Source organism: Tunturiibacter psychrotolerans, assembly GCF_051013365.1.
In the GTDB taxonomy this organism is placed as follows: domain Bacteria; phylum Acidobacteriota; class Terriglobia; order Terriglobales; family Acidobacteriaceae; genus Edaphobacter; species Edaphobacter psychrotolerans_A.
The window spans coordinates 3,025,804-3,049,210 of record NZ_CP132941.1 but is presented as its reverse complement, the minus strand read 5'-3'; the positions used below and the strand labels follow the sequence as shown (position 1 = coordinate 3,049,210).

General features: G+C 58.6%; 23 protein-coding genes. 13 read left to right on the top strand and 10 right to left on the bottom strand.

The window, feature by feature from the left end:
- Complete coding sequence (locus RBB76_RS12725; RefSeq protein ID WP_179586291.1) at positions 1–459, top strand: DUF1641 domain-containing protein; 459 nt, start codon at positions 1–3, stop codon at positions 457–459.
- Positions 460–512: 53 nt separating this feature from the next.
- Positions 513–1,349: a 3-deoxy-8-phosphooctulonate synthase gene (gene kdsA, locus RBB76_RS12720; RefSeq protein WP_429631582.1), complete on the top strand. Its 837-nt coding sequence runs from the start codon at positions 513–515 to the stop codon at positions 1,347–1,349.
- 245 nt (positions 1,350–1,594) lie between these two features.
- Here the strand turns inward: kdsA and RBB76_RS12715 are convergent, their stop codons facing one another.
- Both RBB76_RS12715 and RBB76_RS12710 read right to left on the bottom strand, forming a co-directional pair.
- Positions 1,595–2,512 carry an OmpA family protein gene (locus RBB76_RS12715; protein ID WP_429631584.1) on the bottom strand — a complete coding sequence of 306 codons (918 nt, stop codon included), beginning with the start codon at positions 2,510–2,512 and terminating at the stop codon, positions 1,595–1,597.
- A gap of 207 nt (positions 2,513–2,719) precedes the next feature.
- Positions 2,720–3,319 carry a DUF2393 family protein gene (locus RBB76_RS12710; RefSeq protein ID WP_429631586.1) on the bottom strand — a complete coding sequence of 200 codons (600 nt, stop codon included), beginning with the start codon at positions 3,317–3,319 and terminating at the stop codon, positions 2,720–2,722.
- A 239-nt stretch (positions 3,320–3,558) separates the two neighbouring features.
- Between RBB76_RS12710 and RBB76_RS12705 the strand changes: the two genes are divergently transcribed.
- A complete protein-coding gene (locus RBB76_RS12705) occupies positions 3,559–3,723 on the top strand; it encodes a hypothetical protein (RefSeq protein ID WP_429631588.1) in 165 nt (54 codons plus the stop codon).
- A 42-nt stretch (positions 3,724–3,765) separates the two neighbouring features.
- Here RBB76_RS12705 and RBB76_RS12700 read toward each other — a convergent pair whose 3' ends face one another.
- Positions 3,766–4,503 (bottom strand): ATP-binding protein, encoded by a 738-nt coding sequence (locus tag RBB76_RS12700; RefSeq protein ID WP_429631590.1) that lies wholly within the window; start codon positions 4,501–4,503, stop codon positions 3,766–3,768.
- A gap of 235 nt (positions 4,504–4,738) precedes the next feature.
- Between RBB76_RS12700 and rpmE the strand changes: the two genes are divergently transcribed.
- Both rpmE and dusB read left to right on the top strand, forming a co-directional pair.
- The gene (gene rpmE / locus RBB76_RS12695; protein ID WP_179586303.1) at positions 4,739–4,975 is read left to right on the top strand and encodes a 50S ribosomal protein L31; all 237 of its coding nucleotides are present in this window, start codon (positions 4,739–4,741) and stop codon (positions 4,973–4,975) included.
- An 89-nt stretch (positions 4,976–5,064) separates the two neighbouring features.
- A complete protein-coding gene (dusB, locus tag RBB76_RS12690) occupies positions 5,065–6,360 on the top strand; it encodes a tRNA dihydrouridine synthase DusB (RefSeq protein ID WP_429631592.1) in 1,296 nt (431 codons plus the stop codon).
- Between the two features lie 6 nt (positions 6,361–6,366).
- Here the strand turns inward: dusB and RBB76_RS12685 are convergent, their stop codons facing one another.
- The 3 genes from RBB76_RS12685 to RBB76_RS12675 are packed head-to-tail and all read right to left on the bottom strand — an operon-like array spanning position 6,367 to position 9,026.
- Positions 6,367–7,998 (bottom strand): hypothetical protein, encoded by a 1,632-nt coding sequence (locus RBB76_RS12685; RefSeq protein ID WP_429631594.1) that lies wholly within the window; start codon positions 7,996–7,998, stop codon positions 6,367–6,369.
- Between the two features lie 57 nt (positions 7,999–8,055).
- Positions 8,056–8,478: a GNAT family N-acetyltransferase gene (locus RBB76_RS12680; RefSeq protein WP_429631596.1), complete on the bottom strand. Its 423-nt coding sequence runs from the start codon at positions 8,476–8,478 to the stop codon at positions 8,056–8,058.
- A 14-nt stretch (positions 8,479–8,492) separates the two neighbouring features.
- The gene (locus RBB76_RS12675; protein WP_429631598.1) at positions 8,493–9,026 is read right to left on the bottom strand and encodes a YfiT family bacillithiol transferase; all 534 of its coding nucleotides are present in this window, start codon (positions 9,024–9,026) and stop codon (positions 8,493–8,495) included.
- Positions 9,027–9,120: 94 nt separating this feature from the next.
- Between RBB76_RS12675 and RBB76_RS12670 the strand changes: the two genes are divergently transcribed.
- The 4 genes from RBB76_RS12670 (at position 9,121) to RBB76_RS12655 (ending at position 12,253) form a co-directional block, all read left to right on the top strand.
- Positions 9,121–9,975, top strand: coding sequence for a glycoside hydrolase domain-containing protein (locus RBB76_RS12670; protein WP_429631600.1), 855 nt, complete (start codon positions 9,121–9,123; stop codon positions 9,973–9,975).
- A gap of 118 nt (positions 9,976–10,093) precedes the next feature.
- Positions 10,094–11,536, top strand: coding sequence for a metalloprotease TldD (gene tldD / locus RBB76_RS12665; RefSeq protein ID WP_429631602.1), 1,443 nt, complete (start codon positions 10,094–10,096; stop codon positions 11,534–11,536).
- Between the two features lie 35 nt (positions 11,537–11,571).
- Positions 11,572–11,844, top strand: a complete 273-nt coding sequence (locus tag RBB76_RS12660) for a hypothetical protein (protein WP_429631604.1) — start codon at positions 11,572–11,574, stop codon at positions 11,842–11,844.
- A gap of 100 nt (positions 11,845–11,944) precedes the next feature.
- Positions 11,945–12,253 carry a hypothetical protein gene (locus RBB76_RS12655; protein WP_429631606.1) on the top strand — a complete coding sequence of 103 codons (309 nt, stop codon included), beginning with the start codon at positions 11,945–11,947 and terminating at the stop codon, positions 12,251–12,253.
- Positions 12,254–12,318: 65 nt separating this feature from the next.
- On the opposite strand, the gene RBB76_RS12650 is transcribed toward RBB76_RS12655, so the two are convergent.
- Positions 12,319–12,750, bottom strand: a complete 432-nt coding sequence (locus tag RBB76_RS12650) for an ester cyclase (RefSeq protein ID WP_429631608.1) — start codon at positions 12,748–12,750, stop codon at positions 12,319–12,321.
- A gap of 112 nt (positions 12,751–12,862) precedes the next feature.
- On the opposite strand from RBB76_RS12650, the gene RBB76_RS12645 reads away from it, so the two are divergent.
- Complete coding sequence (locus tag RBB76_RS12645) at positions 12,863–14,239, top strand: TldD/PmbA family protein (RefSeq protein ID WP_429631610.1); 1,377 nt, start codon at positions 12,863–12,865, stop codon at positions 14,237–14,239.
- 14 nt (positions 14,240–14,253) lie between these two features.
- Here the strand turns inward: RBB76_RS12645 and RBB76_RS12640 are convergent, their stop codons facing one another.
- Positions 14,254–14,679, bottom strand: coding sequence for a DUF4440 domain-containing protein (locus RBB76_RS12640; RefSeq protein WP_429631612.1), 426 nt, complete (start codon positions 14,677–14,679; stop codon positions 14,254–14,256).
- A 103-nt stretch (positions 14,680–14,782) separates the two neighbouring features.
- Here RBB76_RS12640 and RBB76_RS12635 point away from each other — a divergent pair, with 103 nt between their 5' ends.
- The gene (locus RBB76_RS12635; protein ID WP_429631614.1) at positions 14,783–16,165 is read left to right on the top strand and encodes an excinuclease ABC subunit C; all 1,383 of its coding nucleotides are present in this window, start codon (positions 14,783–14,785) and stop codon (positions 16,163–16,165) included.
- A gap of 5 nt (positions 16,166–16,170) precedes the next feature.
- Here the strand turns inward: RBB76_RS12635 and RBB76_RS12630 are convergent, their stop codons facing one another.
- Together RBB76_RS12630 and RBB76_RS12625 are read right to left on the bottom strand one after the other, a co-directional pair.
- Positions 16,171–17,241: a linear amide C-N hydrolase gene (locus RBB76_RS12630; RefSeq protein WP_429631616.1), complete on the bottom strand. Its 1,071-nt coding sequence runs from the start codon at positions 17,239–17,241 to the stop codon at positions 16,171–16,173.
- A gap of 127 nt (positions 17,242–17,368) precedes the next feature.
- Entirely contained in the window at positions 17,369–20,422 is a 3,054-nt protein-coding gene (locus RBB76_RS12625) for an FG-GAP-like repeat-containing protein (protein ID WP_429631618.1), read from the bottom strand.
- Positions 20,423–20,855: 433 nt separating this feature from the next.
- Between RBB76_RS12625 and rpe the strand changes: the two genes are divergently transcribed.
- A complete protein-coding gene (rpe, locus tag RBB76_RS12620; RefSeq protein WP_429631620.1) occupies positions 20,856–21,533 on the top strand; it encodes a ribulose-phosphate 3-epimerase in 678 nt (225 codons plus the stop codon).
- 87 nt (positions 21,534–21,620) lie between these two features.
- Positions 21,621–23,354: an outer membrane protein assembly factor BamD gene (locus RBB76_RS12615; RefSeq protein ID WP_429631622.1), complete on the top strand. Its 1,734-nt coding sequence runs from the start codon at positions 21,621–21,623 to the stop codon at positions 23,352–23,354.
- Positions 23,355–23,407 lie beyond the last annotated feature (53 nt).

The following is a 23,407-nucleotide window of genomic DNA, read 5'->3' as shown; positions in this document are numbered from 1 at the left end:
ATGGCGAAGCCCATTGCTTTCAAACCGATTACTGTCGACTTCAAAGCCGACCTTGTGCGCAAGCTTGAGAAGGCTCCCGAGGAGCATGCCGAGGCGCTGCTGCTGGCCTACGATGTGCTCGAAGAGGCACATCGGAAGGGTCTGCTGAGCCTGCTTCATGGTGCGATCGGGGCGAAGGATACGATCTTCAACACCTTATCGAAGTACGCCGCGCAGCCAGAGGGAATTGCAGCGATTCGTAATCTGCTGACCGCGGCGAAGATTCTGACTGAACTTGATCCAGAGGTGCTCGATCAGCTCTCGAAGGTGATGGCGCATGCGACGAAAGAGCACCAGGCGGAGCGCGAAGCTCCGAGCCTGTGGCAGCTTGCGAGGCGCGCAACGAGCGAAGACAGCCGCCGAGGGCTTTCGTTCATGACGCTGGTTCTTTCGGGGCTGGGCAGGTCGCTGAAGAACTAGCAGGCCGATCTCAGGTCGCGCGCGCAGGTGGCGGCTATGGTCAAATAAACGATGTGACTCATTCCTTCGACATCGGCAGTACACCACATCAGGTCCCGGTTGGCCGGGGCAAGCTTTTTCTCATTGCGGGACCATGCGTGATTGAATCCGAAGGCCACGTGCGCAAGATGGCGGATGCAATTCAGCGCATCACCTCGGACCTTGGCGTTCCGTACATCTTCAAGGCCAGTTACGACAAGGCGAATCGCACCTCCATCAAAAGTTTTCGCGGACCCGGGCTGGTGGAGGGTTGCCGGATTCTGCGTGAAGTTGGGAAGAGTACCGGATTGCCGGTATTGACCGATGTTCACGCCGCCGTCGATTGCGACGCTGTGGCAGAGGCTGTCGATGTGCTGCAGATTCCAGCGTTCCTCTGTCGCCAGACGGACCTGCTGATCGCCGCGGCCGAAGCCACGAAGAATACCGGCGGAGCGATCAACGTAAAGAAAGGTCAGTTTGTTGCGCCGTGGGATATGCGGCACGCGGTGGAGAAGATTCGCGAGAGCGGCAACGATCGCGTTTCGCTGACCGAGCGCGGAGCCAGCTTCGGATACAACAATTTGGTGGTGGATATGCGCTCGCTGCCCGTGATGCGTGGGTTTGCGCCGGTGGTCTTCGATGGAACGCACTCGGTGCAGACGCCTTCAGCTGGCAATGGTGTCAGCGGGGGGCAGCCGGAGTTCATCCCTGTACTGGCTCGCGCTGCTGTCGCAGCTGGAGTCGATGGAGTTTTTCTTGAGGTGCATGACAATCCCGCGGAGGCTAAGTCCGATGGGGCCAATGCGCTTCATCTGAACCACCTGAAGGCTGTGCTGGAGCAACTGCTGGCCGTGCACGCCGCCGTTAGTTAGAAGCTTGTCCTGCCCGGACGGGCCCGCTGCGCGCGGGGCGGCCACTTCGTGGCTTGTATACCCTTATTTTCGGAGGGCCGTCCCGTTGGTCGGAAGATATCAAGTTAAAAAAAGCGGCCCCTCATTGAGGGGCCAATCTGCCTTGGTTCTCTCTGGTTAGGAGAGGTTTTTGCGAGTGCGATCTAAGTCGCTATCTCGGCAAACTTGCGGACGGTGCGGGAAAACTGCACCGTCCTGGGGGAGGGCTACTGATTCACCTCTTGTGGTGAACTTACTCCCGTTTGGGAGCTCTTTGGCGTTGTTGCTGCGGTGGACGCCGAGTCTGAACTCATCGTCGCCAAGCTGTTGTGGAGGAGCGTAACTTTGACGCCATTCACAACTGCCTGCTCTCCATCGGCTGGCTTCTCGGTGTTTTTGCCGAGACCAGTTTTGTAGATGCGGTAGACCGGGACCTGATGTTCAGTGACGAGATAGCGGACGACAGAGTCGGCCATTGCCTGCGAGGTCTGAACACCCGATTTGCTGTAGCCTTGAACTTCGATGATGTAGCCCTTCTCGTTGCCCAGGGTGGTGGCGAGATTATCGAGGTCGGACTTACCGGTCGGCCCAAGAGCCGTGCGGCCGGGAGCGAACTTCACTGCAGTCGAGGAGACAGTCTGATACTGATCGAGATTGCCGACCGTGTGACCGAGAGAGTCCGTCCGGGTGCTTGCATTGCTCGCCAGCGTCTGGGCGGAGTTTGCGCGGTTCGCCGCATCCTGCGCGTGCTGGTCTGCAGTGTTCGCAGAGTTCATGGCATTCTTGATGCCTGCCTGCGAACGGCTGTCTACATCCTTGATATCGTTAGCGTTCTTGGCCTGAAGCTGATCAAGCTCATTTACCTGGTCCTTGATCGGAGCAGTCTGCCTGTTTACCCACTTCTTGCGGGCAAACGGATTCATGTGTCCCCAGAAGCCTTCCTTAGAATCTCCGGAGAGGGGCTTGCCGGTCGCGTAGGTGCCATCCGCGTTGGTTGTGGGGGCGGCGGTGCCGGAAGTTGAGGTCGCTGCTGTGGAGTCGGTTGTTTGGGCCGCGGGAGTGCTGGTCTGAGCGAAAGCTGAGAGGCCCATTGCACTACCTAGCAGTAAAGCCGGGAGGCCGAAAGTCTTTCCAGAATTCATCATTTGGTCTGCTCTCCTGTTCTGACTCGCGCCTGTTTTCCAGACGTCAACATGCACTTGCTAGAGCAGGTAGTGTGCCAAACCGCTGAAAAGTATCAACTCGATGAAAGTAAGGCGCTTAGGGGAATTGTGAATATTCGCTCATCAGGGAGATTACATCCAACTCACGCAAAATCTTCCCGACAGGCAGGTAACTATTACTTGGTGACCCTATTTGGCGTCCACGCTAATGATGTGAATCTCGGGCATTTGGGTGTTCCAATTGCCAGGAATAGACTCGAAGATAAGGCGAAAGTCTCGTTCGTCGCCCGGCTTCAAGGGGGCCGCGCTGATCGGTTGAGTGTCGATATAGGGTTCTCGCGTCCGAATCAATGAAAGGGGCAAGGTCTCGACCTGAGGAGGCATGGCCTCGTCGTTGCGGAAGATCACCTGAACGGTCACGCCCGAGACGGTCTGAGGGCCGGAGTTCTGAATGTGGCCGTCGATGAAGGTCGACTTGCCTCCCGAGAGACTAGTTGACTCACTCATCGCGAGCTGCGATAGAGGGAGTTCTGCGGCGTAGGCGACTGGTGGCTGGATCGTATTGGGAGGAGCCTGCGGCTTGTGGCGCGTCGCAAAAATAAGGCCGAGGATTACAGCCAGGACCACCAATCCAGCCACGCCCCAGGCCGCGACCGGCAGACGGCCTCCCTCAGGGGGCTTGCTCGAGAACATTGCAGGCTGCGGGCTACTGCCTGGGGCGACCGGGGTCTGACGGGAGGAATCAGTTGAATTAACCGGGTTATCGAGCGGACGACTCTGTTCGTTCATAAGCCGAGATTTTATACCGCAACACGCGAGGGACAATGGGAATCGCGCCCCGGAATATCGTCTGTGCAGCATTCCCGAAATGGAACCAATAGGGGTTCAGAAAAAAACTCGACGGATATTCATCTACGCTCGAAACATTTTGGTGCATTCTCGCGTTAAGGATCATCTATAGGGTGTTGGCTGATTTGTCTATCGCTAGGGCCAACCGAGACGCAGGATACAGCGAGGAGAGGCTGGACATGGACGAGCAAATGGAAATTTCGCCGCATTTTTCCTCATCGCTGATTGACGTGTCGGATGCCTCGATCGCAGCTGAGGGTATGTCGATTCCAGTCGCCGCAGATCGAATGTATCAATTCGCCGCACTCACTGCCGGCTTGTTTCTGCTCTTCACGCTGCTCTAATCTACTGGGGCAGTAGGCGGTGTCTTTAGTTGAATTTGAAATCTAGAACGCCTGAAATTGGGCCTTATTTTCCCGTTCCCGACGATCTTCTCCCTGCATTTCGACCACAACACACATTTCCTGCAATCTCGACCGCATTCTATCCCCAATGCGATCCCCTAAGGTCTCGCCCCTAGCGGCGCGCCCCGCAGAACCTAAGGCGACAGCCTCGCGATTCACAAGGCTGGGCTTATTCGGGAAGTTGGTTGTAATAATCGTGGTCTGGTTCCTGCCATAGCGAGCATTGAGAATGTGGGCGACGGTATCCCACACCCAGTCTGTGGGTCGCGTCGCCCCGAGATCGTCCAACACCAATACTTCAGCTTCAAAAACAGGTCTGAGAACAGATAGCTCTGTGGCTGCGACAGACGGGTTGTAGGAGTTTTGAATTCGCTTCAGTAGATCGTGATAATCGAAAAACAACCCATTCACACGTTTCTCTATCACCAGTGCTTGTAAAATTCCTGCCGCAAGATGGGTTTTTCCCAATCCGCTACTGCCCACAAGCAGCAAACCGAGGCCATTCATCCCAAATGGATAGTTGTCGACGAACCTTCGCGCGTGGTCGAATGCCAGGTACAACGAGGGATCTTTCCCATTGGTTTCGAAAGAATGAAGTGATTTGGATCGATACCGGTCTGGAATACCGGCTCTTTGCAATGCGCGTTCGACCCGGACCACAATTTGGCAATCGCAAGTTTGGGCGAACTGTTGACCATCTGAAGTTCGGATGATCTGCATTCCCGTACCTGCGCATATTTTACAAACTTCACTCATGGCCGTCCTTTCAGTATGGCAGCATCTGAATCCAATTGCCCCCTGTGCGAATCTGAGTTAAACTGAGGAAACTGCTTGAGCGCTCCGAAAAGGCGCAAGCGGCGGCGCGACAGGCCCTTCGATGTGACGTGAACTCTTCCGTTGCAAGCGATCCGCGAGCCGGCAGGCATACCCCAAGATTAAGAAAAGGATAGTTACCATGCCAAAAGAAGGTATTCACCCGAAGTACGACAACATCCACGTCAAGTGCGCCTGCGGGAACACGTTTGAAACCCGCTCCACGCACAAGGGCGACATCGTCGTCGAAATCTGCTCTGCCTGCCACCCGTTCTTTACCGGCAAGCAGAAGTTGATCGATACCGCAGGTCGCGTCGAGCGCTTCCGCCGCAAGTTCGCAAAGTCGGACGCCGGCAAGGCCGAGACTGCCGCGAAGTAAGCGGACGCCTAAAGCATCCAGGGGCCTCCGTCAGACGCGGAGGCCTTTGTTTTGTCTAAACTAAACGAGAACCGCGAGCGCCAGTTGCCATGAAGAAGCGATACACCCTCGAACAGAAACGTTGGGACGACCCGGCCGTACACGCGATGCCGGAGCACACCCGCGTGCCTGCGAGCTTCACCATCGGCAACGTGAAGATCGCTCCTGCGACGGTGCTTGCTCCCATGGCCGGTGTGACCGACACGGTCTTTCGCCGCTTCATCAAGAATGCCAGCCAGTTCACGACTCCCGCGGATGGTCTTGCGGACTCGTCGGCTGATGTGGATAGCATCACGTCGAACCAGCAGTCAGGCTGCGGCCTCATCATGACGGAGTTCACCTCCGCCGACGGCCTCTCGCGCATGCGAGAGACCAAGCGCAAACGCTACCTGACCTACTACGACGACGAACACCCCATCTCGGCGCAGCTCTTCGGCTCGAATCCTGCAACACTCGCAGACTCTGCGCGTATTGTGCAGGACGCTGGTTTCGACCTCGTCGATCTGAATCTTGGCTGCCCTGCCAAGCGCGTCGTCGCGTGTAATGGCGGCTCCGGCCTGCTTCGCGATTTGCCGCTGATCGAGACGATCTTCAAGACCGTTCGCGCTGCTGTTTCGATTCCCTTCACCGTGAAGTTCCGCATGGGCTGGAACGATAAGCACATCGTCTGCGTCGAACTCGCGAAGATGGCCGAAGACTGCGGCCTGAACGCCGTCGCACTGCACGCCCGTACGCGGGAAGACGGCTACACCGGCCAGGCACGTTGGGAGTACATCGCTGCGGTGAAGGATGCCGTCAAGATTCCCGTGATCGGCAACGGCGACATCCGCACACCGGAAGATGCTGCCGCGATGGTCGACGTCACCGGCTGCGACGCCGTGATGATCGGCCGCACCGCGCCTTCGAACCCCTGGATCTTCCGCCAGATCGCGCAGTACACCGCGACAAAAGAAGCCACCGGCGTCGGCACCTACGACCAGCCGACCGACCAGGACCGCTACCGCATGATCCGCACCTACTTCCAGATGCTGGTCGATGAGATCGCCATCGAGGAGCGGGCCGAAGCGGCGCGTGCAGAGGCCATCACGGCTGCAGGACAGGTCGCACGCGAGCAGCGCCACCGCGACTGCGTCGGCAAGATGAAGCAGTTCGCAAGCTGGTTCACGCACGGCGTGCCCGGTGGCGGTGCACTGCGCAAGCAGATCTTCGAATCGAAGAACGGCGATGCGGTCCTCAACGCAATCGAGAGCTTCTTCGTTACTCGCGCGACCAGCACCGAGAAGAATGATGCCGTCGCAGACGTCGACGAAACGATGCTCGCTTCAGCCGCCGCCTGCTGCGATTGATCGCGGTCAGACTCTGCCTTGCAAAACGTGGGTCGAAGGCGAGGTTGCATCTGTACTTCGCTTGCGCCACACAGCTTTGACTTTCGCACGCCACCGCTCATCGAGCGCTACGAGGCTCCATTCGACCCGGGGTGAAAGGTACCGCAGCACGACCTCCGTCGCGGGATGAACGCGCAGCGCAGGCGCGACAAGGTATAGCCGTGGCGAGTCGGTCGACAACCGCAGGCCGCCGAAGTATCCGTGCCGCTGAAACTCGCCCATGCCGGTGTTGTGGTCCGGATTCTGCAGATGATGCCACCGCACGCGCACCCAGTAATCAAGCCCCTGCAACGCAAGGTGAAGATCTTCGTCGGCTTTCAACTCGATAACTGCCAACCTTCCGTCGTCGGTGACGCCGAGAAGGTCGAGCATCCCACGATCTGCCGCAGCAAACGCGGGCACCTGCGTGTAAACGTGCTTCGGATCCAGCCGCGCATCGAGCGGTTCGACGTCGCGCCGCAGCACACTCTCGAGCCAGCGCTCGGGCTGCATGCGATAGAGAGGGTCGCGCTTGTCGCCCCCTGCGATACGCCGCGCAAACAGTCGCTCCACCAGATCTCGCAGTTCGCCTTTGTTTTCTTCGGTCAGCGGAGTCTCATTTGCACCGGCACCGAACGTGATCTCCTGTGCGCTGTTGAAAGAGTTGCCCGAATAGCCCATCCGAACCCGCGCAAACTCGAGACCATGGAGTAAAAACGCAAGCTCCGTACCGCTGCGGAGGCGCTGCTCCACTACTTCGCGCATCATCTCGGGCACGAGCGCCATCACGCGTTGCCTCGACTCGGCAAATCGCTCCTGTGCGGCTTGCTCGTTGGGGGCATGCATCAGGCGCGTGGTCAGGTTGCCATGATCGGCGGCATCGCGCTGTTCCAACTCTTCCGTCTTTTGGTCTAGCTCCCACAGCTCCCACTGCGCGACGTTCGCATTGAGCCACGCCATCCGCGACAGCGTCAGCATCGCCATGCCACGCGGCACGATCAACTTCAATCCCTGGTACAGCCTTCGACCATCGCCGGATTCGCGGCAATGCTGCAACCACAAAATCCCAAGCGTTAGGATTCCATCAACGGTGGCCTGCGTCTCCTCTTCGTTCACGGCGATTACGGCCCATGCCTTCTGTCCCTGCACCAGCGAACCTCGAGCATATGCCGGGCCGAAGCTCTTCTCAAGATCCATCGCCGTGCGTAGTGCATCCACTTTGAACTCGGGGAAGCTGCGCAGGAGAACTCGCTCGAGCACACGCAGGTACTTCACCCGCGTTGCCTCTCGCGTCGACGGTGTGCGGCGATCGCGATCTGTTACAAGTTCCAGCGTCTGAGGTTTGGTTTGGCCGAATCGATGTGTGCTCAGCCGCAGCACGCCGTTGCGCAGCACCGTGCTACCGACGCGACGCACCAGATTGCGATCCTCTCCCCACAGATGCAGGGTGCAACGGCCGTGTTCGGTCGCCAGCTTGTACTTTGCCTCGCGCATGTCGAAGAGGACCTTGCCGTCTTCGAGCACCACGGCGCGGGGAGATTCAGCTAAAAAGGATTCAAGTGCGACGGATATCTGTTCCACCGTCTGCACGGGCTCCGCGGAGGAGGCTCTTGGCGGCATAGCCGAACGTTAGCACATTTGCGAGCATGTCAATTGGAGCGCGATGGTCGGCAGGATCTACAAAGCAAGCTTGAAGTGGAAGTCGGAGATGCGCAAGCCATGGCGAAAGTAAAACGCATGCGCATCATGCCTGTGCGTTCCCGAATCCAGCATGAAGGTCGTGCATCCTGCCTCTTTCGCCAGCGCGATCAACCAGGTCAGCATGGACTCGCCGTGGCCCTTTGAGCGCGCGCCTTCGTCCGTCACCAGGTCGTCTACGTAAAGCGTCTTGCCGCTCCACAGCAGATTCTGCACGCGGAAGCCAGCCACCGACACGATGGTGCCGTCCGATTCCAGAAAAGCAAGTTGATAACCCTCTGCCTGCTGCGTCTGAACGCGGCCGACGAACTCCTCGGCGATCAACGCAGGCCGAAGCTGCCGCATCACCGGAAAGCAGCGGTCGATCTCGCTCGGTATCGTGGCAATCTGAATGGTGGACATGAGCGGGTGACCCGCTACCACCCTTCCTTAGCGCGTAGATGCGTGATGTGAGCCACGTGATGGCGCGAGTGCCAGGCGTAGGTCAGCGCTGCCAGTTCAACAGTGACAGGTCCATCTTCGGGGTGCTTATATCCACGCTGCCACTGGGCTTCGTCGAGAGATTGAAACAACATAACCCAGCGGGCATGAAGACTCTCCACAAGCTCCAGCGACCACTCCACCGGCGCCGCCATGTCATGCAGCTTCGCCCAGGCCACTTCGTTATAGCTCTTGACTGCGGGCCATTCTTCGGTCAGGGCAAGCTTCACTCGCACGTAGGCGTTCATATGGCTGTCCGCGACGTGGTGGACCACCTGCCGCAACGTCCATCCGCCTTCGCGATACGGGGTTCCCAGTTGTGCCGAACTCAATCCATCGACCGCATTGCGCAGTTGCTCGGGTAACTCCGCCAGCGTTGCAATCGCTTCGGTTCGCTCATCCAGGGAGATGGTTGCGGGCGGCACAAAATCGCCTATGGGGTATTTCGGATCGATGTCAGTCAGCGCCATGGCCCCTCCTCCATACCTCTAACAAGCAACTTAGCACACAGGATTGTGTAACCTATCATGAAGATTCTGTTGCGCGCCCTCGAACCATCCTCTTATGAGACTCTCAGCTTTACGCCCACTCCTCCTTCTTCTTTGCGTGATCCATAGTTCTGCGCAGCAGCCCCTCGGTACGGTTCTTACCGCAGGTCCTTATGTGGGCTTCGACATCAACGATTATCCGGGCGACCAGACTCTGCCCACGTTGCGCCGCCACTTTGCCTTTGTCGGATACTGGCTCAACAATCCGCCAGGCGAAAGACAGAACGGCTGGGTCGGCAAGCGCGAGGCATTGGTGCGTCATGGCTTCGGCTTTCTCGTACTGTTCAACGGTCGGCTTGAGGCGGAGATCAAGAAGGAGAAGCGCTCCGGAACATCACCTGCCTCGCTCGGAACGAAGGACGCCATGGCAGCCATCGTCGCAGCGCATCGTGAAAACTTCGCCACCGGCACCATTATCTTTTTGGATCAGGAGGAGGGGGGCCGACTTACCGACGATCAATCAGCGTATCTGCTTGCATGGACTGAGACCGTGGCCACGAAGTCCGGCTATCTCCCTGGGGTCTATGCCAGCGGCCAGCCGGTCAGCGACGGTCCCGGCAAGACCATCACTACGGTGCAGCATATTCGTGAGCTGGTCAACGCACAGCATCTGCACCAGATCACAATCTTTGTTTATCAGGACGCATGTCCGCCAGCCAACGGATGCAGCCTTCAGCCACCGGCGCTCAGCGCCAGCGGGACTCCCGATATCGCAGTCTGGCAGTACGCGCAGTCGCCACGACGCCAAGCGATCACCGCCGCATGCGGCAAAACTTATGCCGCCGACGGCAACTGCTATGCTGCGGATCTGCCGCAGTTGCCTCTCGATCTAAGCGTTTCGGGATCTGCCGACCCCTCACATGGACGCTGAAACGGCACGAAATCTCACGAATCTCCATGAAAAATAAGTGCCTCCGGGCATACTCCTGCGGCACCTCCGCATAAGTGACATTTGCCGGGGCTCTCGGGGAAGCCTAGAATCAATCTAGATGACCATACCCGCACCCGACCACAAACGCTACTTCATCGAAAAACTTGGTCTTTCGGAACGTCTGATGGAACGCTGCCTGGGGGAAGCCCTTTCAGCGGGAGGCGACTACGCTGACCTTTACTTTGAGTCGGTTACGTCTACTTCGCTAGGTATCGATGAGTCTCTGGTTAAGTCGGCGAGCCAGGGGATCAGCGTGGGGTGCGGCATCCGAGTAGTCTCGGGCGAGCGTACCGGCTATGCCTACACCGACGATCTTTCGAGCGACCGGCTCCTCCGCGCAGCCCGCACCGCGGCCCTGATCGCCAGCGGCCCAGCCAAAGAGCTGATGAGCGGCTTTCGCCACACCGACACCCCTTCTCTCTACCCTGTCGCAGGAGCCACCAGCGACGCCGAGATCGCTGCGAAGCTGGCCCTGATCGAACGCGCCGACAAAGCCGCGCGCGCCTATGATTCGCGCATCACGCAGGTTCGTGCCGGCTTCAACGATGAGCTTCGCCGCATACTCGTCGCGGCATCCGACGGCACCTTCGCCTCGGACACGCAGCCTCTTGCTCGCCTCAACGTGTTTGTCATCGCGAAAGACGGCACTAATACAGCACGTGGCACCAGCGGCGGCGGTGGTCGCGTCACAATGGACTTCTTCGAAGGTGACAAGTCTCCCGAGCGCCACGCCCGCGAAGCCGCACGAACCGCGATCCTGCAACTCGGCGCTATCGAAGCGCCCGCAGGCGAGATGCCCGTCGTTCTCGGCCCGGGATGGCCCGGCGTTCTACTGCACGAAGCCGTCGGCCACGGCCTCGAAGCCGACTTCAATCGAAAGAAGACCTCGGCCTTCGCTGGACTCATCGGACAACAGGTCGCAAGTCCAAAGGTCACCGTCGTCGACAACGGCCTGATGCCCGGTCGCCGCGGGTCTATCAACATGGATGACGAGGGCAATCCGACACAGGAGACCGTGTTGATCGAAAACGGAATTCTCAAAGGCTTCCTCTCAGACAAGCTCAACTCGCGCCTGATGGGCATGCCCAACACCGGCAGTGGACGCCGCGAGAGCTATCACCACATCCCCATGCCGCGCATGACCAACACCTACATGCTCAACGGCGAGGATATGCCTGAAGACATCATCAAGAGCGTCAAGCGCGGCCTCTACGCCGTCAACTTCGGCGGTGGCCAGGTCGACATCACCAACGGCAAATTCGTCTTCTCAGCCAGCGAAGCGTACATGATCGAAGACGGTAAGGTAACGCGGCCGGTGAAGGGTGCAACGCTGATCGGTAACGGCCCTGAAGCATTAAAGTATGTGTCGATGGTCGGCAACGATCTGGCACTGGACGAAGGCATCGGCACCTGCGGCAAGGCGGGGCAAAGTGTGCCGGTAGGCGTAGGCATGCCGACAGTAAAGCTCGACCGCATGACGGTCGGGGGAACGGGACAATAATGGCGGTCGAACGCGAAAAAATCTATGAGTGCGAAGTGAAACGCCGTCGCATAAAAGCCGGCGGAGGCTACGAGCCGTTCTGGAAGGTAAAGCCCGTGGCCGATGCGCTTGTCGATAACGACACCGAGTTTCGTTGCAAAGACTGCTTCGGCGAGGTCAAGCTGTTAGGCCGCAACGGCAAAGCGGGCTCTGTGCCGTACGTCGAGCACAAGTCCGCAGCCGACTCCGAGTACTGCGCCAACGGAATGCTGTTCAAAAAAGCTACAGACGGACGCGAACCCAGACCCTCGCAGCGCCCCGTCGAATAGCATCGTTCTTTGCACCGCGTTCTGCCGGACTCCGTTCGCACCACACCTGAAAGTACGACCCAACGTTGGACTCAACCGCACCCGTACTTCGAGGTATCTCATGGCAATCGAACGCGAAAAGTTTTACGAATGTGAAGTGAAGCGTCGCCGCGTCAGAGCCGCTGGTGGTTATGAATCGTTCTGGAAGGTCAAGCCGATCACGGTCGCGCTCGAAGACAACGACACCGAGTTTCGCTGCATGAGTTGTGGTGGCGCGGTGAAGGTGTTCAAGCGCCGCTCAGAAGACGGCCCAGCCACACACATCGAGCACAAACTCAAGACCGACTCTGAGTACTGTGCCGCCGGGATGTACTTCCTCAAAGCCACCGACGGCCGTCAGGCGCGCCCCTCTGCAACCCCGGTGCGGTAAATTCGGTTCCGGGATTAAGTTCTATCGAGGGCGATCGTTCGGCGCAAACATCTGCACGCTGATCGCTATAACTTTGGAATGACGCCAATCTGCTGCATCATCGTCAGATTATCCATAAGGATGCGACTGTCCTTCATCTTCCCCCCAACCAGGCGGTCGATGACAACACCTTTGACGTTGACGCTCCTGCCCGTAGCAGGAACACCAAGAAACGTCCCTCGATGTGTACCGGTCCATGTGAAGCGAGTGACAACTTTGTCCCCACTAGCCACGGTCTCGTCCACAACCCAGTGAATATCCGGGAATGCGGCACGCATCATCCCGATGATCTCTTTCAGACCCTCTCGTCCCTGCCGCTGACCTGGAAGAGGATCAAGCTCGACGAAGTCGACCGCGACAAGTTCGTCGGCTTGCTCCAACCGCCCCTGATTAATGACCTCTTCCAAAAACCTGGCGACGACTGCGGCGTTGCCGGATACGATCTCGGACTCTGACACTCGTATCTCCTGATTTCAGCATATGTGGGATGACAGCGAGCATCATACCAGCCACTTCCTGGCTTTACAGCTGTCAGAAAGTCAGCTCAAAACCAATTATCCTGAAGAGACCATGCCAACCCAGACGTCCACAAACCTCCGCCAGCTTGCCTCCGATGTCCTCAGCCACGCACTCAAGGCGGGAGCAACCGATGCCGAAGCCGTCGTCTATGAAGGCGACGAATTCTCAGCATTAGTGCGTTTAGGACAGGTTGAAACGCTGAAAGAATCGGGCTCCCGCGCAGTTGGTTTGCGCGTCTTCATCGGCCAGCGCACCGCCAGCACGTCGTCTTCTGATTTTTCAAGTGAGAGCATCGCACGCCTCGTCGAGGGTGCCATCACGCTCGCGAAGATCACCAGCGAAGACCCCTTCGCCGGCCTTCCTGAACCGGAGGAGTTTGGCAAGATCGAAGAAGATCAGCACCTCTACTTCGACGACGTAAACGAGATGCCGCCTGCCGAGCGCATCGAAATTGCGCGCCGCACCGAAGCCGCCGCGATGGCCTACGACTCCCGCATTCAGAACTCCGGCGGCGGCGACTTCGACACCTCCACCTCTCACAAGATTCTGATGAACTCCCGCGGCTTCACCGGCGAGTATCGTCGCAGCTACTGCGGCTTCTCTGCCGCGCCAATCGCTCATGACGAGAAGGGCAACATGCAGCGCAACTACTGGTTCTCGAACTCACGCACCGTGAAGAAGCTCGAGAATCCCGAAGAGATCGGCCAGGAGGCAGCACGCCGCACCCTGAAGCGACTCGGCGCGCGCCAGGTCAAGACGCAAAAGGCCCCCGTCGTCTTCTCACCCGAGATCGCACGCTCGATCATCGGCAACATCTTCGACGCAGCCAACGGCGACGCCATCTACCGCAACGCCTCTTTCTTCAGCGGCATGTTGGGCGAGCAGGTTGCTGGCGAAAACATCACCGTCATCGACGACGGAACGATCATTCACGACGGCATCGGCGGCTTTGGCACGCGGCCCTTCGACGGCGAAGGCCTGCCCACGCGCCGCACCGTACTGGTCGAGCGCGGCGTCCTGAAGAACTACGTCTCGAACACCTACACCGCGCGCAAGCTCAACATGAAGTCCACCGGCAACGCCTCACGCGGACTCGCCGGCAACCCCGGCATCGGCGCCGGAAACTTTTTCCTCGAAGCAGGCACGTTGACGCCTCAGCAGATTATTGGAGACATACCAAACGGTCTCTACGTCACCGAGACCATGGGCTTTGGGGTAAACCTGGTCACCGGCGACTACTCGCAAGGCGCCAGCGGCCTCTGGATCGAGAACGGCGAACTCGCCTACCCTGTCGAAGAGATCACCATCGCCGGCAACCTCAAAGACATGTACAAGAACATCGTCGCTATCGGCAGCGATCTCGTCTTCCGCGGAGCCAGCGCCGCTCCCACCATCCGCATCGAAGGAATGACGATCGCTGGCGCCTGACAGCGACCCGCAATCTACCCATCCGTCACAACCGTCCCCTGATGGAAGACGATCTTCCAATCCTCGGCAGTCCTCTGCCAGATCGTCGATCTACGCGTGACGCGTGTATCGTCCTGCACAAGCGTATAGGTCAGGAGAAACACATCTTCGGTGAGTCTCCGGCAGTGAAACTCCGATGTCTCCCACACATCTTCATGATCCGCAGCGTACCGCTTCTCCAACTCGTCCAGAACGAAGTTTCTCGAGTATCGACGACCCGAGGCACCAATCTCCCAAAACTCCTCGACCGTCATTCGCTCGAAGTCTTCCCGCGATACTCCAAACTCCGCTCGATGAAAGATCGGCTCGCGTGCGGAGAGTTCTCTAAGGATCTCCGCGAGTTCGGGATCAGTCTCAAGTTTGGGTTCTGCCGGTGCTGGCCGGCGAACGAGAGGACTCATGATAGCAGTATAGTTACCCCCCGATGGCAGAGCCGGTGAATCGATGACTTCCGGCGCGTAAGTTGTAGCGCATCATCAGATAACCGCGACTACAATTCCATCTGTGGCAACCAGCTTCCATTTCGAACACGTTCTAGATTTCACGCCCGGCCAGGCAGACGAGATTCTTCGCACCATTCCCGCAGAGCCCGGCGTCTTCGCTCTCTGCGGCGCCCGCAAGGAAGACGCGCCCTACCTGACGCAGACGGCAGACCTGCGCCGTCGCATGCGGCGTCTGCTCGATCCGCCGGAATCCCAATCCAAGCGCCTCAACCTCCGCGAAAAAGTAGCTCGCATCGAATACTGCGTCACGGGTTCTACCTTCGAATCTTCGCTCGTCCTCTATCAGGCAACAGCCGCACAGTTCGGATACACCGAAGCCCGCCGCCGGCTCAAACTCCACACACCATACTTCCTCCGAATGACCATGGAGAACGCCTTCCCCCGCGTCTACTCCACCAACAAGCTTTCCAAGCGCGGCCTCGAGCAGATGTACGGCCCCTTCCCTTCGCGTCTCGCAGCCGAGCGCTACTGCGACGCAGTCCTCGACCTCTTCAAACTTCGCCGCTGCTACGAAGACCTCGCACCCTATCCCGACCATCCGGGCTGCGTCTACGGCGAGATGAAGAAGTGCATCGAGCCCTGCAAGCAGGCCTGCACGCCTGAGGAATACGCCACCGAGTCTGCAGCCGTGAAGAAGTTCTTCGACACCCGCGGCGAGAGCATGATCATCTCCATCGGTCTCGAACGCGAAGAAGCCTCCTCGGCGATGCAGTTCGAAAAAGCCGCCGCGCTGCACGCGCAATGGCAAAAGGTGAAAGCCACCCAGGCGCTCGCCGACTGGATCATACGCCCCATCCCGAAGCTGAAAGCCATCATCGTACAAACGGCAGGAGAGCAGCAGCGAGAAGCCGAGTTGGAAAACAAAGAAGAGACGGCCGTGTTCCTGCTCGACGGCGGCTGCATCGTTGGTCCCGAGCGACTCTCCACACTCGGTGTCCGCGCCGTCCGCGAGCAGACCAGCGTCGGCAGCTCTCTCTTCGCACAGCCTCTGATGCTGCAAGCTGTCCCGCTCGAAGGCGAATCGACTGCCTCCAACTCTCCCGAGCACCGCGCCGAACACGTCCTCTCTCTGCTCGAAGCGCGAACTCAACCCTCAAGCGACCTGGCACTACTGAGCGACCACCTCTCACTGCTCCGCCGCTGGTACTATCGGCCAGAAAAACAGCGCAACGGCGAGATCTTCTTTCCCAACGACGATGGAGCGTGGCCGATCCGCAAGATCCTGCGCGGAGCCGCCCGCATGGTTTTAGGCGATCCCAAGCCTATGGCGGAAACCCAACGCGACGCCTCCAAAGAAGCAGCAAAAGACATCAAGACAAAGATCCTCCACGAAGGACGACCCGATGTGGAACGAGTCGTGCCCGTGTCGTCAAGAAAGCCGTAGACGCTTTAGCTCAGGCCCAGGAATTTGAAGGGCTTTGCCACTTGAAAATCTCTGACCGCGTTGCCCGAGTAGATATGACTCTGGTTCTTGCCCAGGTCCAGCTTCATCACCTTGCCTGTCGCGGCCGAAAAGTCGATGTCTTGGAAGTTGACCCAAAAAATATTCGGCGTTAGAGCCGACTCGAAGAAGTAGATCTTTCTCTTCTGATCCGACACCGTCCGCCATCGTGTCGATGAGATATTCGGCTGATCCGGGGTCGTAATTCCATAAGGCACCGATACATTCCGGATAACGCTGAATACGCTCGCAAGGGTCACATCAGGACTCTCGTCTTTCGGAATCGCATTGATATAAAACGATGCACGCGCAAACCGGTCTGCAGCGCGATTCGTGCCCGGCAACATCACCGTGCCACCGATCCCCCTCCAGTATTCTTCCATCGCAAGCTGCTTGTCGAACGTGGGCGAGTTCGTCATCACCTGATATTTGCGGTCGTGGTGAATGATCTGCTTGCCGCCGATATATTCAATGATGGCGCTGTCACCGCTCGCATCCGAGATCGCCAGGTGAAGCGTCGCCAGCCGGTCCTGTCCCGGTACCGTCGCCGTCACCAGAACAAACGGCTCCGTATTCAACGTATCGACCGCCTCCTGAACCGTCGCAAAGTTATCCAGAACGTACTGCGTCCACACTGAGATCGCGAGCCCCGGCTTCGTTCCATCCGGCTTCGGATACTCCGACTCCACCAGCCAGAGCATATTCGCGACGAGTCCCTTCTCATTCATCCCATCGGTCGTCGAAATGTCATACCCGCTCGCGATCACGCTGCCATACTTCGACGTCCACGCAAGCGAGTGAGGACCCGCCTCGCCACTCCGCTGCATGCCTCGGGGAAAGATCCAGAGATCGGTCCCAACATCGACTGCCCAGTCCATCGAACGCGCCGTGATCACGTTGTCGTCGGGACCAAGATAAGTGACACGGGTACAGGCATCCGCCCATGGAGCACTCACTGCAGATTGCAGCGCGAAAGCGACCAGAAGAACAACACAACGCAGAGCATTTCGTTTCGGCATCGATATCCTCCAGGCAACAAGGATATTCCAGCGGGTTCATGATTTGTGAACTCGTCTACGATGTTCCTCTTGGAAATGATTACCTCTCCAATGTTTGGGCTGACGTCTGGCTCGCGCCAACCAGAGTCTATTGCACTGTTAGTTTGAAGTTGAGGGAGTGCGAGATGTTGTTAACCGAGTCCGCCACAGTGACAGTGATGTTTTGAACACCATTTGGAGTGCCGGGGTTTGTCGTCGTCGGGCTTTTGGGTGAAGAAGAGCTGCAACTGGCGAGTGGAAGCAAGCCCGCGGAGAAGAATAAGGTTAGGAGACTCGCACGCACCAAACGATCTCTGAGCCTGCGCGACCGATTCGGGGAGAAGAATAGAAGAATCAAGCTCGCCAAGGCAATTGCGTGGAGTGGGGCGAGCGTTCGCAACAGAGCAAGAGGGTGTGCCGTCGTTGTGAGGGTTAGTCTGGTGGTCACCGCTGCGCCGTTAGCCAGGGTCACGGAGGCAGGGGCGAAAGTGCAGGAGGATTCGGCTGGCAGGTTTCCACAGGAGAACGTTACGGTTCCGCTGTAGGTACCGACGGCCGTGATGGTGAGGAGCGTGGTGGCTGGTTGACCGGCCGAGATAGTGGCGGTGGTGGGTGTGGCGGCGATAGTGAAGTCCGGCGTTGCAACTGTAACGGGAACTGGGTTCGAGAAGCTGGCCAGGTTGTTCGCATCGCCAGTGTAGTTAGCTGTGACGGTGAAGTTGCCAGCCGTGGTGAAGGCGAAGAGGAACGAGGCTACGCCATTGTCGAGGGATGCGGTGCCCAATGTTGTGTTGCCGGAGGTGAAGGTAACCTTCCCCGTCGGGTTCAATCCTGTGACGGTTGCGGTGAAGGTGAGTTGCTGGGTCGGCGCCGCGATACTTGCCGAGACTGCAAGCGTTGTCTTCGATGGTAATTCGGTCGGTGCCGCTGGAGTGGTGTTGGTCTGGTTGAGCAAGGTAGTTGCGCCGTTGCTGGTGAAGGCGAGGTAGTCGAGGGAGTTGTCTTTGGGTAGTGCAGGGGCCTGGTTATTCAGGCGGGCGAAGGTTGCCATGGGTGACGGCATCTGTGTTGCTGATCCTTCGATCAGGCTACCTGCGAAGTATGTATTGGGATCCGCCGTAAAGTCTCCCTTGCCGTCGCCGAGGGAGACAGAAACTATGGTGGTGAGGTCGGGAGTTTGAGATTGAAGCAGAAGGTCGGCGTGGCCGTCGCCGTTGACGTCACCAATGAGGGCCGATGTGGTCGATGTGCCGCTGGGTAGCGAAGGGGTGGTAAAGAACGGGATGGATTGAAAGGTACCGTCCCCGTTACCGGCGTAGATGTTGGCTCCGGGGGCGCTGTCTTCAAGGCCGGCGGGCTGAATGACGATGTCGGGGATACTATCGCCGTTGAGGTCGCCGACGGCTAGTGGTGGGCCAACCAGACTGAGAGGTTGTTGCAGAAATGTGCCGTTCCCGTTGCCCAGATAGATGCTGCCGTTCCAGATGAGGTCTAACTTCTTGTCGTTGTTAAGGTCGGCGGAGAAGAGGGATGACGGTGTGTTGAACGATGTCAGACTGGAAAATAAGACGGGGATTCCGAAGGTGCCATCCCCGTTGCCGGGTACGAAGATGAGGGCTTGCCCTGATTGTCCCTGGTTGGGGACGGTGCCGTAGGTGGAGATGACGACGTCGACGTGGCCGTCGCCGTTGAAGTCGCCGGCGATTGCGTGAATCGCTCCGGTGGTTAGGAGGTCAACTGAGGCCGAGGCGGGCTGGAAGCTGCCGTCACCGTTGCCTTTGTAGAAGAACAGCTGGGAGTCGCCTATGGCACTTGAGTTAGGGAGAATAGCCACTACGTCGGTATGGCCGTCGGCGTTGAAGTCTCCGGCGAGGAGAAATTCGTTCGCGGTTGCGGGAGCCTGATTCGTGATCGAGAAGGTGCCGTTGCCGCGGCCTAGAGCGGTGATGAGATTGCCTGAGCCATTGATGTAAAGAATATCGGAGAGACCGTCGCCGTTGACATCAGCCGATACGAAGCCGGTGGGACCGACGGGGAGATTGGGGAGGGCCTGGAAGGTGCCGTCGCCGTTGCCTGGGATCTGGGTTATGCCGGTAGAAGTAAAGAAGACGAGGTTCGTATTGCCGCTGCTGCTGGTCTCTTGCAAGGGGCTGCCTGCAATCGCGTAGGTTTGGCCGACGGTGAATCCTCCCTTGCCGTCGCCGAGCAGGATGGTGGTTGCGGGGCCGCTGAGGGCGAGGTCGATGTTGGCGCCATTGTTGGTGCTTCCGGCGGGGACGAGGGAGAAGTAGTTGGTTCCTGGATCGAGAGACAGGCTGGTGCCTAGCGTGAATTTTCCGCCGGAGTTGCCTAGAAGGACTTGAATCGTCTGAGGTGTGCCTGCGGCCGGAGCGTCTGCGATGTAGATGACGTCGGATATGCCATCGTGATTGACGTCAGCGATGACGGCCGCACCAGCGAAGGGAGTCTGTTGGATCTGTGAAGCCTGGAATGTGCCGTCCCCGTTGCCTAGGTACGTGATGAACTGGAAGCCATCGGTTTGGGTAACCTGATTCGCTTCTCCGAGCAAGTCCAATTTGCCGTCGCCGTTGAAGTCGCCTGCACCGATGAGGCCAAACTGTATGCCGGGAGCGGGATAGCTTGTGGGGGCCGAGAGCGTACCGGCCGCGTTACGGCCCTGGTTGAGAAGAACGATGACGGAGGATGGGGTGGAGACGGCCACGTCAGGATAGCCATCGCCGTTCAGGTCCGTCGGAGCGATGAGGATTGAGGTGGTTGGGACCGCGTAGTAAACGGGTTTCTGGAAAGTGCCATCGCCGTTGCCGAAGAGAACGGCGACGAAACCTTCGGCGCAGGTGAGCACAACGTCCTGTCTTTGATCCTTATTAATGTCGGCGACCACGAGAGAGGTAACCGAAGTACAGGTCAGTGAGCTGGTGACGACCGGGGTCGGATTTGTGGCTGCGCCCTCGTTGAGCAGCACGGTCAGTGTTGCGAACTGGTTGCTACCCGTTGGGATGGGGGGTGGAGAATAGATAAGATCGGGTTGGCCATCGCCATTGAAGTCACCGACGGCTGGTGTCGACACAGCGCCTATAGACAGGGTGTTGGTTATCGGAAAGAGCGGAGTCTGGCCCTGAGTTGTTGCCGAAAGAAGAACCATGACAAGAAAACATGAGAAGGAGTGTGTTTTGTTCAGAAGCTTCAACCAAGAGATTGCAGACATTTGAAGGACCGTCCATAAGACCTGCAGGGTGGAGCAGAAACAGCCATGGCGGAAAAAGATCCGACAGTAGAATGGCCACCTTATCTTGCACTGCATCCGGGCGATCTGTTGTCATCATGCTGTCATTCGATTGTCATTTGCCTGTTCCGACAAAATTATGGCCAGATAAGACGATCTCCAACTAAAGGCCGAATAGTGCAAGCGACCAGATCCCATGAAAAGAGGCTTTCGCCAAGCACATCTCCTCGGCGAAAGAGATTAACTGCAGTAATTGAGCATTCAAAACGATCGGGGCCCAAGTAGATGGAAGAGCTAAGCCGGTCCTGATCTCCCGCTGGCGCTGGTAAACTCACACTCAGGAGCGACCCACGTGATCGAACTGGCAGCATCCATCCTCGCAGCGGACTTTGCCCACCTCGCCGACGAAGTCGCCCTGGTCGAACGCGGCGGCGCCACCATTCTTCACGTCGACATCATGGACGGACACTTCGTCCCCAACATCACCTTCGGCCCACCCGTCGTCCAGGCCCTGCGCCCCATCACCAAGCTCCCTCTCGACTGCCACCTGATGGTCGAAAATCCCGACGACTTCATCCCGGCCTTCGCCCAGGCCGGCGCCGACATGATGAGCGTCCACCAGGAAGTGTGCCGTCACCTCCATCGCACGCTCCAACATATCGTCCAGCATGGGATGCTCCCTGCTGTGGTCATCAACCCCGCCACGCCGGTCGACACGCTGGTCGAAGTCCTTCCGATGCTGCACCATGTGTTGGTCATGAGCGTCAACCCCGGCTTCGGCGGCCAGAAGTTCCTGCCGCTGGCGCTCGACAAGATCGCCCACCTCGCCGAACTACGCGACGAGATGGGGCTCAACTTCCGCATCGAAGTCGACGGCGGCGTTGCTCACGATACCGTGGCCCAGGTCGTCGAAGCAGGAGCCGACATGCTCGTCGCCGGCTCGGCCATCTTCAGCCCGGGAAAAACCGAGCAGAACGCCGTGGAATTTCTAAAACTAGCCCGGGCAGCCGGCTCCGTACAAGTGGCATAAGCGCGGCACAAGTCCGGCAGGAACGATTAGAATGAAATACAGCCTGAGCGTGCCCCCGGTGCGCGAGGCGGATGGGGTCTATAGCGGATGAACAAGCGTTCCTTTTTTCCAAACCTAAGGGCCAGCGCGTTGGCCGGAGTGGCAGTTGCCGGTCTGTTGACCGGTTCGATTGCAGCCATGGCGCAGGTGACCGGTTCGTCGCAGACGACAACGGACGCCAACGGGCAGCAACACGAGAGCGCAACTATCTCCGCGACACCCCCCGACAAGAAAGATAAGGTCGTCCAATCCAAGGACACCAAGAAAGAGCTGCGCAAAGAGAAGTCGATGAAGCCGGCCGATGTGCCGGACCAAAAACTGCCCGACAAGGTGCTCTACGACAAGGCCATCGACGCGACCAAGCGCGGACACTTCGACGTCGCCCGCCTCGATCTGCAGACTCTGCTCAACACCTATCCCGACTCGCAGTATCAGATGAAGGCCAAGCTTGCTATCGGCGACAGCTGGTATCGAGAGGGTGGCACCGCGGCCCTCACGCAAGCCGAGCAGGAGTACAAGGACTTCATCACCTTCTTCCCCAACGCTCCCGAGGCTGCCGAAGCCCAGATGCGCGTCGGTGACATCTATTTTCGCCAGATGGACAAGCCCGACCGCGACTACGCGAAGGCCGTTCACGCCGAAGAAGAGTACCGTCTGATGCTGCAGCAGTTCCCCGAGTCGACGTTGGTGCCGCAGGCCAAGCAGAGGTTGCGCGAGGTTCAGGAGGTCATGGCAACTCGCGAGGCAAACATCGCTGCCTTCTACGCGACCCATAACAACTACCCCGCGACCATCGCCCGCTACCAGACAGTCGTCGACACGTATCCACAGTACAGCCATATGGACGACGTTCTGGTCGGCCTCGGCGACGCTTATGAGGCTGAAGCGCGCTACGTCCGCGCCCTGAAGCTGCCCGAAGCGGGCAAAGCAAGACTTGAAAAGATCTACGACGATCAGGCCATCGCCGCATATAGCAAGGTTGTTCTCGAGCACTCGGCCTCTCCACACGTCGAAGATGCGCGGGACCGGCTCGACGCGATGAACGTGAAGATTCCGCAGCCCACTCCCGAACAGATTGCCGCCAGTGTCGCGCTTGAAAACAGCCGCCGGCAGTATCGTCTGCAGGATCGAGCACGGCTGCTGGTTCTCCACCAGCCTGACGTTGTCATGGCGGCCCGTGATGGCGAGCCAACTTTGGCCGACCCCACTCCCACGATCGCACCCCACGTCGTGAACAAGATCAAATCAGACTTCACTGACGCGATGAATCCGAATGCTCCTGCCGCCGGAGCCCCGCTAGCCGCGAACCCTGCGACGACACCAACGGATACCAGTGCTGCTGCTACAGAAAACGCTGCGCCGGCAGCCCCGGCAGCTCCCGCCGCACCTCTTGCACTCACCGACGTTCCGGCTGCTGCCGACGGAGCTGCGAGTGGAGCATCCGCGACGACCTCTATCTCCGGCGCCGCACCCACGCCACCAGCTACCTCTGGTAGTCACATCGGCGGAGTTGAAATTCTCAACTCGGGCTCGAACGGAACCACCGTCCCTGCCGATGGCGGCCTGAAGGCAGTTGGGCCCACCAACTCCACACCGCTTCCCGAGGTTGAAAAGGCCGGAGCAGCCCCCGACGCCATCAACGATATCAAGCCCGGAACCCAGCCCGCTGCACAGACCGGCAACGCAAACGGAAAGAACAAGAAGCCGGAGTTCGACAAGAGCGACGAGTCCGACAGCAAGCACAAGAAGAAGAAGGGCCTCAGCAAACTGAACCCGTTCTAACACCGCGAATCTTCATCGCAAGAGAAGAAAAGAGGATGCAGCCACTGGCCGCA

What these genes read in the sequence shown, in the direction of transcription:
- RBB76_RS12670 (WP_429631600.1), top strand. Translation starts at nt 9,121, where the DNA reads ATGAGACTCTCAGCTTTACGCCCACTCCTCCTTCTTCTTTGCGTGATC.
- RBB76_RS12625 (WP_429631618.1), bottom strand. Translation starts at nt 20,422, where the DNA reads ATGGTTCTTCTTTCGGCAACAACTCAGGGCCAGACTCCGCTCTTTCCG.
- RBB76_RS12645 (WP_429631610.1), top strand. Translation starts at nt 12,863, where the DNA reads ATGCCAACCCAGACGTCCACAAACCTCCGCCAGCTTGCCTCCGATGTC.
- RBB76_RS12685 (WP_429631594.1), bottom strand. Translation starts at nt 7,998, where the DNA reads ATGCCGCCAAGAGCCTCCTCCGCGGAGCCCGTGCAGACGGTGGAACAG.
- RBB76_RS12615 (WP_429631622.1), top strand. Translation starts at nt 21,621, where the DNA reads ATGAACAAGCGTTCCTTTTTTCCAAACCTAAGGGCCAGCGCGTTGGCC.
- RBB76_RS12700 (WP_429631590.1), bottom strand. Translation starts at nt 4,503, where the DNA reads ATGCAGATCATCCGAACTTCAGATGGTCAACAGTTCGCCCAAACTTGC.
- RBB76_RS12640 (WP_429631612.1), bottom strand. Translation starts at nt 14,679, where the DNA reads ATGAGTCCTCTCGTTCGCCGGCCAGCACCGGCAGAACCCAAACTTGAG.
- RBB76_RS12680 (WP_429631596.1), bottom strand. Translation starts at nt 8,478, where the DNA reads ATGTCCACCATTCAGATTGCCACGATACCGAGCGAGATCGACCGCTGC.
- RBB76_RS12725 (WP_179586291.1), top strand. Translation starts at nt 1, where the DNA reads ATGGCGAAGCCCATTGCTTTCAAACCGATTACTGTCGACTTCAAAGCC.
- rpmE (WP_179586303.1), top strand. Translation starts at nt 4,739, where the DNA reads ATGCCAAAAGAAGGTATTCACCCGAAGTACGACAACATCCACGTCAAG.
- RBB76_RS12630 (WP_429631616.1), bottom strand. Translation starts at nt 17,241, where the DNA reads ATGCCGAAACGAAATGCTCTGCGTTGTGTTGTTCTTCTGGTCGCTTTC.
- RBB76_RS12705 (WP_429631588.1), top strand. Translation starts at nt 3,559, where the DNA reads ATGGACGAGCAAATGGAAATTTCGCCGCATTTTTCCTCATCGCTGATT.
- RBB76_RS12655 (WP_429631606.1), top strand. Translation starts at nt 11,945, where the DNA reads ATGGCAATCGAACGCGAAAAGTTTTACGAATGTGAAGTGAAGCGTCGC.
- tldD (WP_429631602.1), top strand. Translation starts at nt 10,094, where the DNA reads ATGACCATACCCGCACCCGACCACAAACGCTACTTCATCGAAAAACTT.
- RBB76_RS12715 (WP_429631584.1), bottom strand. Translation starts at nt 2,512, where the DNA reads ATGATGAATTCTGGAAAGACTTTCGGCCTCCCGGCTTTACTGCTAGGT.
- RBB76_RS12710 (WP_429631586.1), bottom strand. Translation starts at nt 3,319, where the DNA reads ATGAACGAACAGAGTCGTCCGCTCGATAACCCGGTTAATTCAACTGAT.
- dusB (WP_429631592.1), top strand. Translation starts at nt 5,065, where the DNA reads ATGAAGAAGCGATACACCCTCGAACAGAAACGTTGGGACGACCCGGCC.
- RBB76_RS12675 (WP_429631598.1), bottom strand. Translation starts at nt 9,026, where the DNA reads ATGGCGCTGACTGACATCGATCCGAAATACCCCATAGGCGATTTTGTG.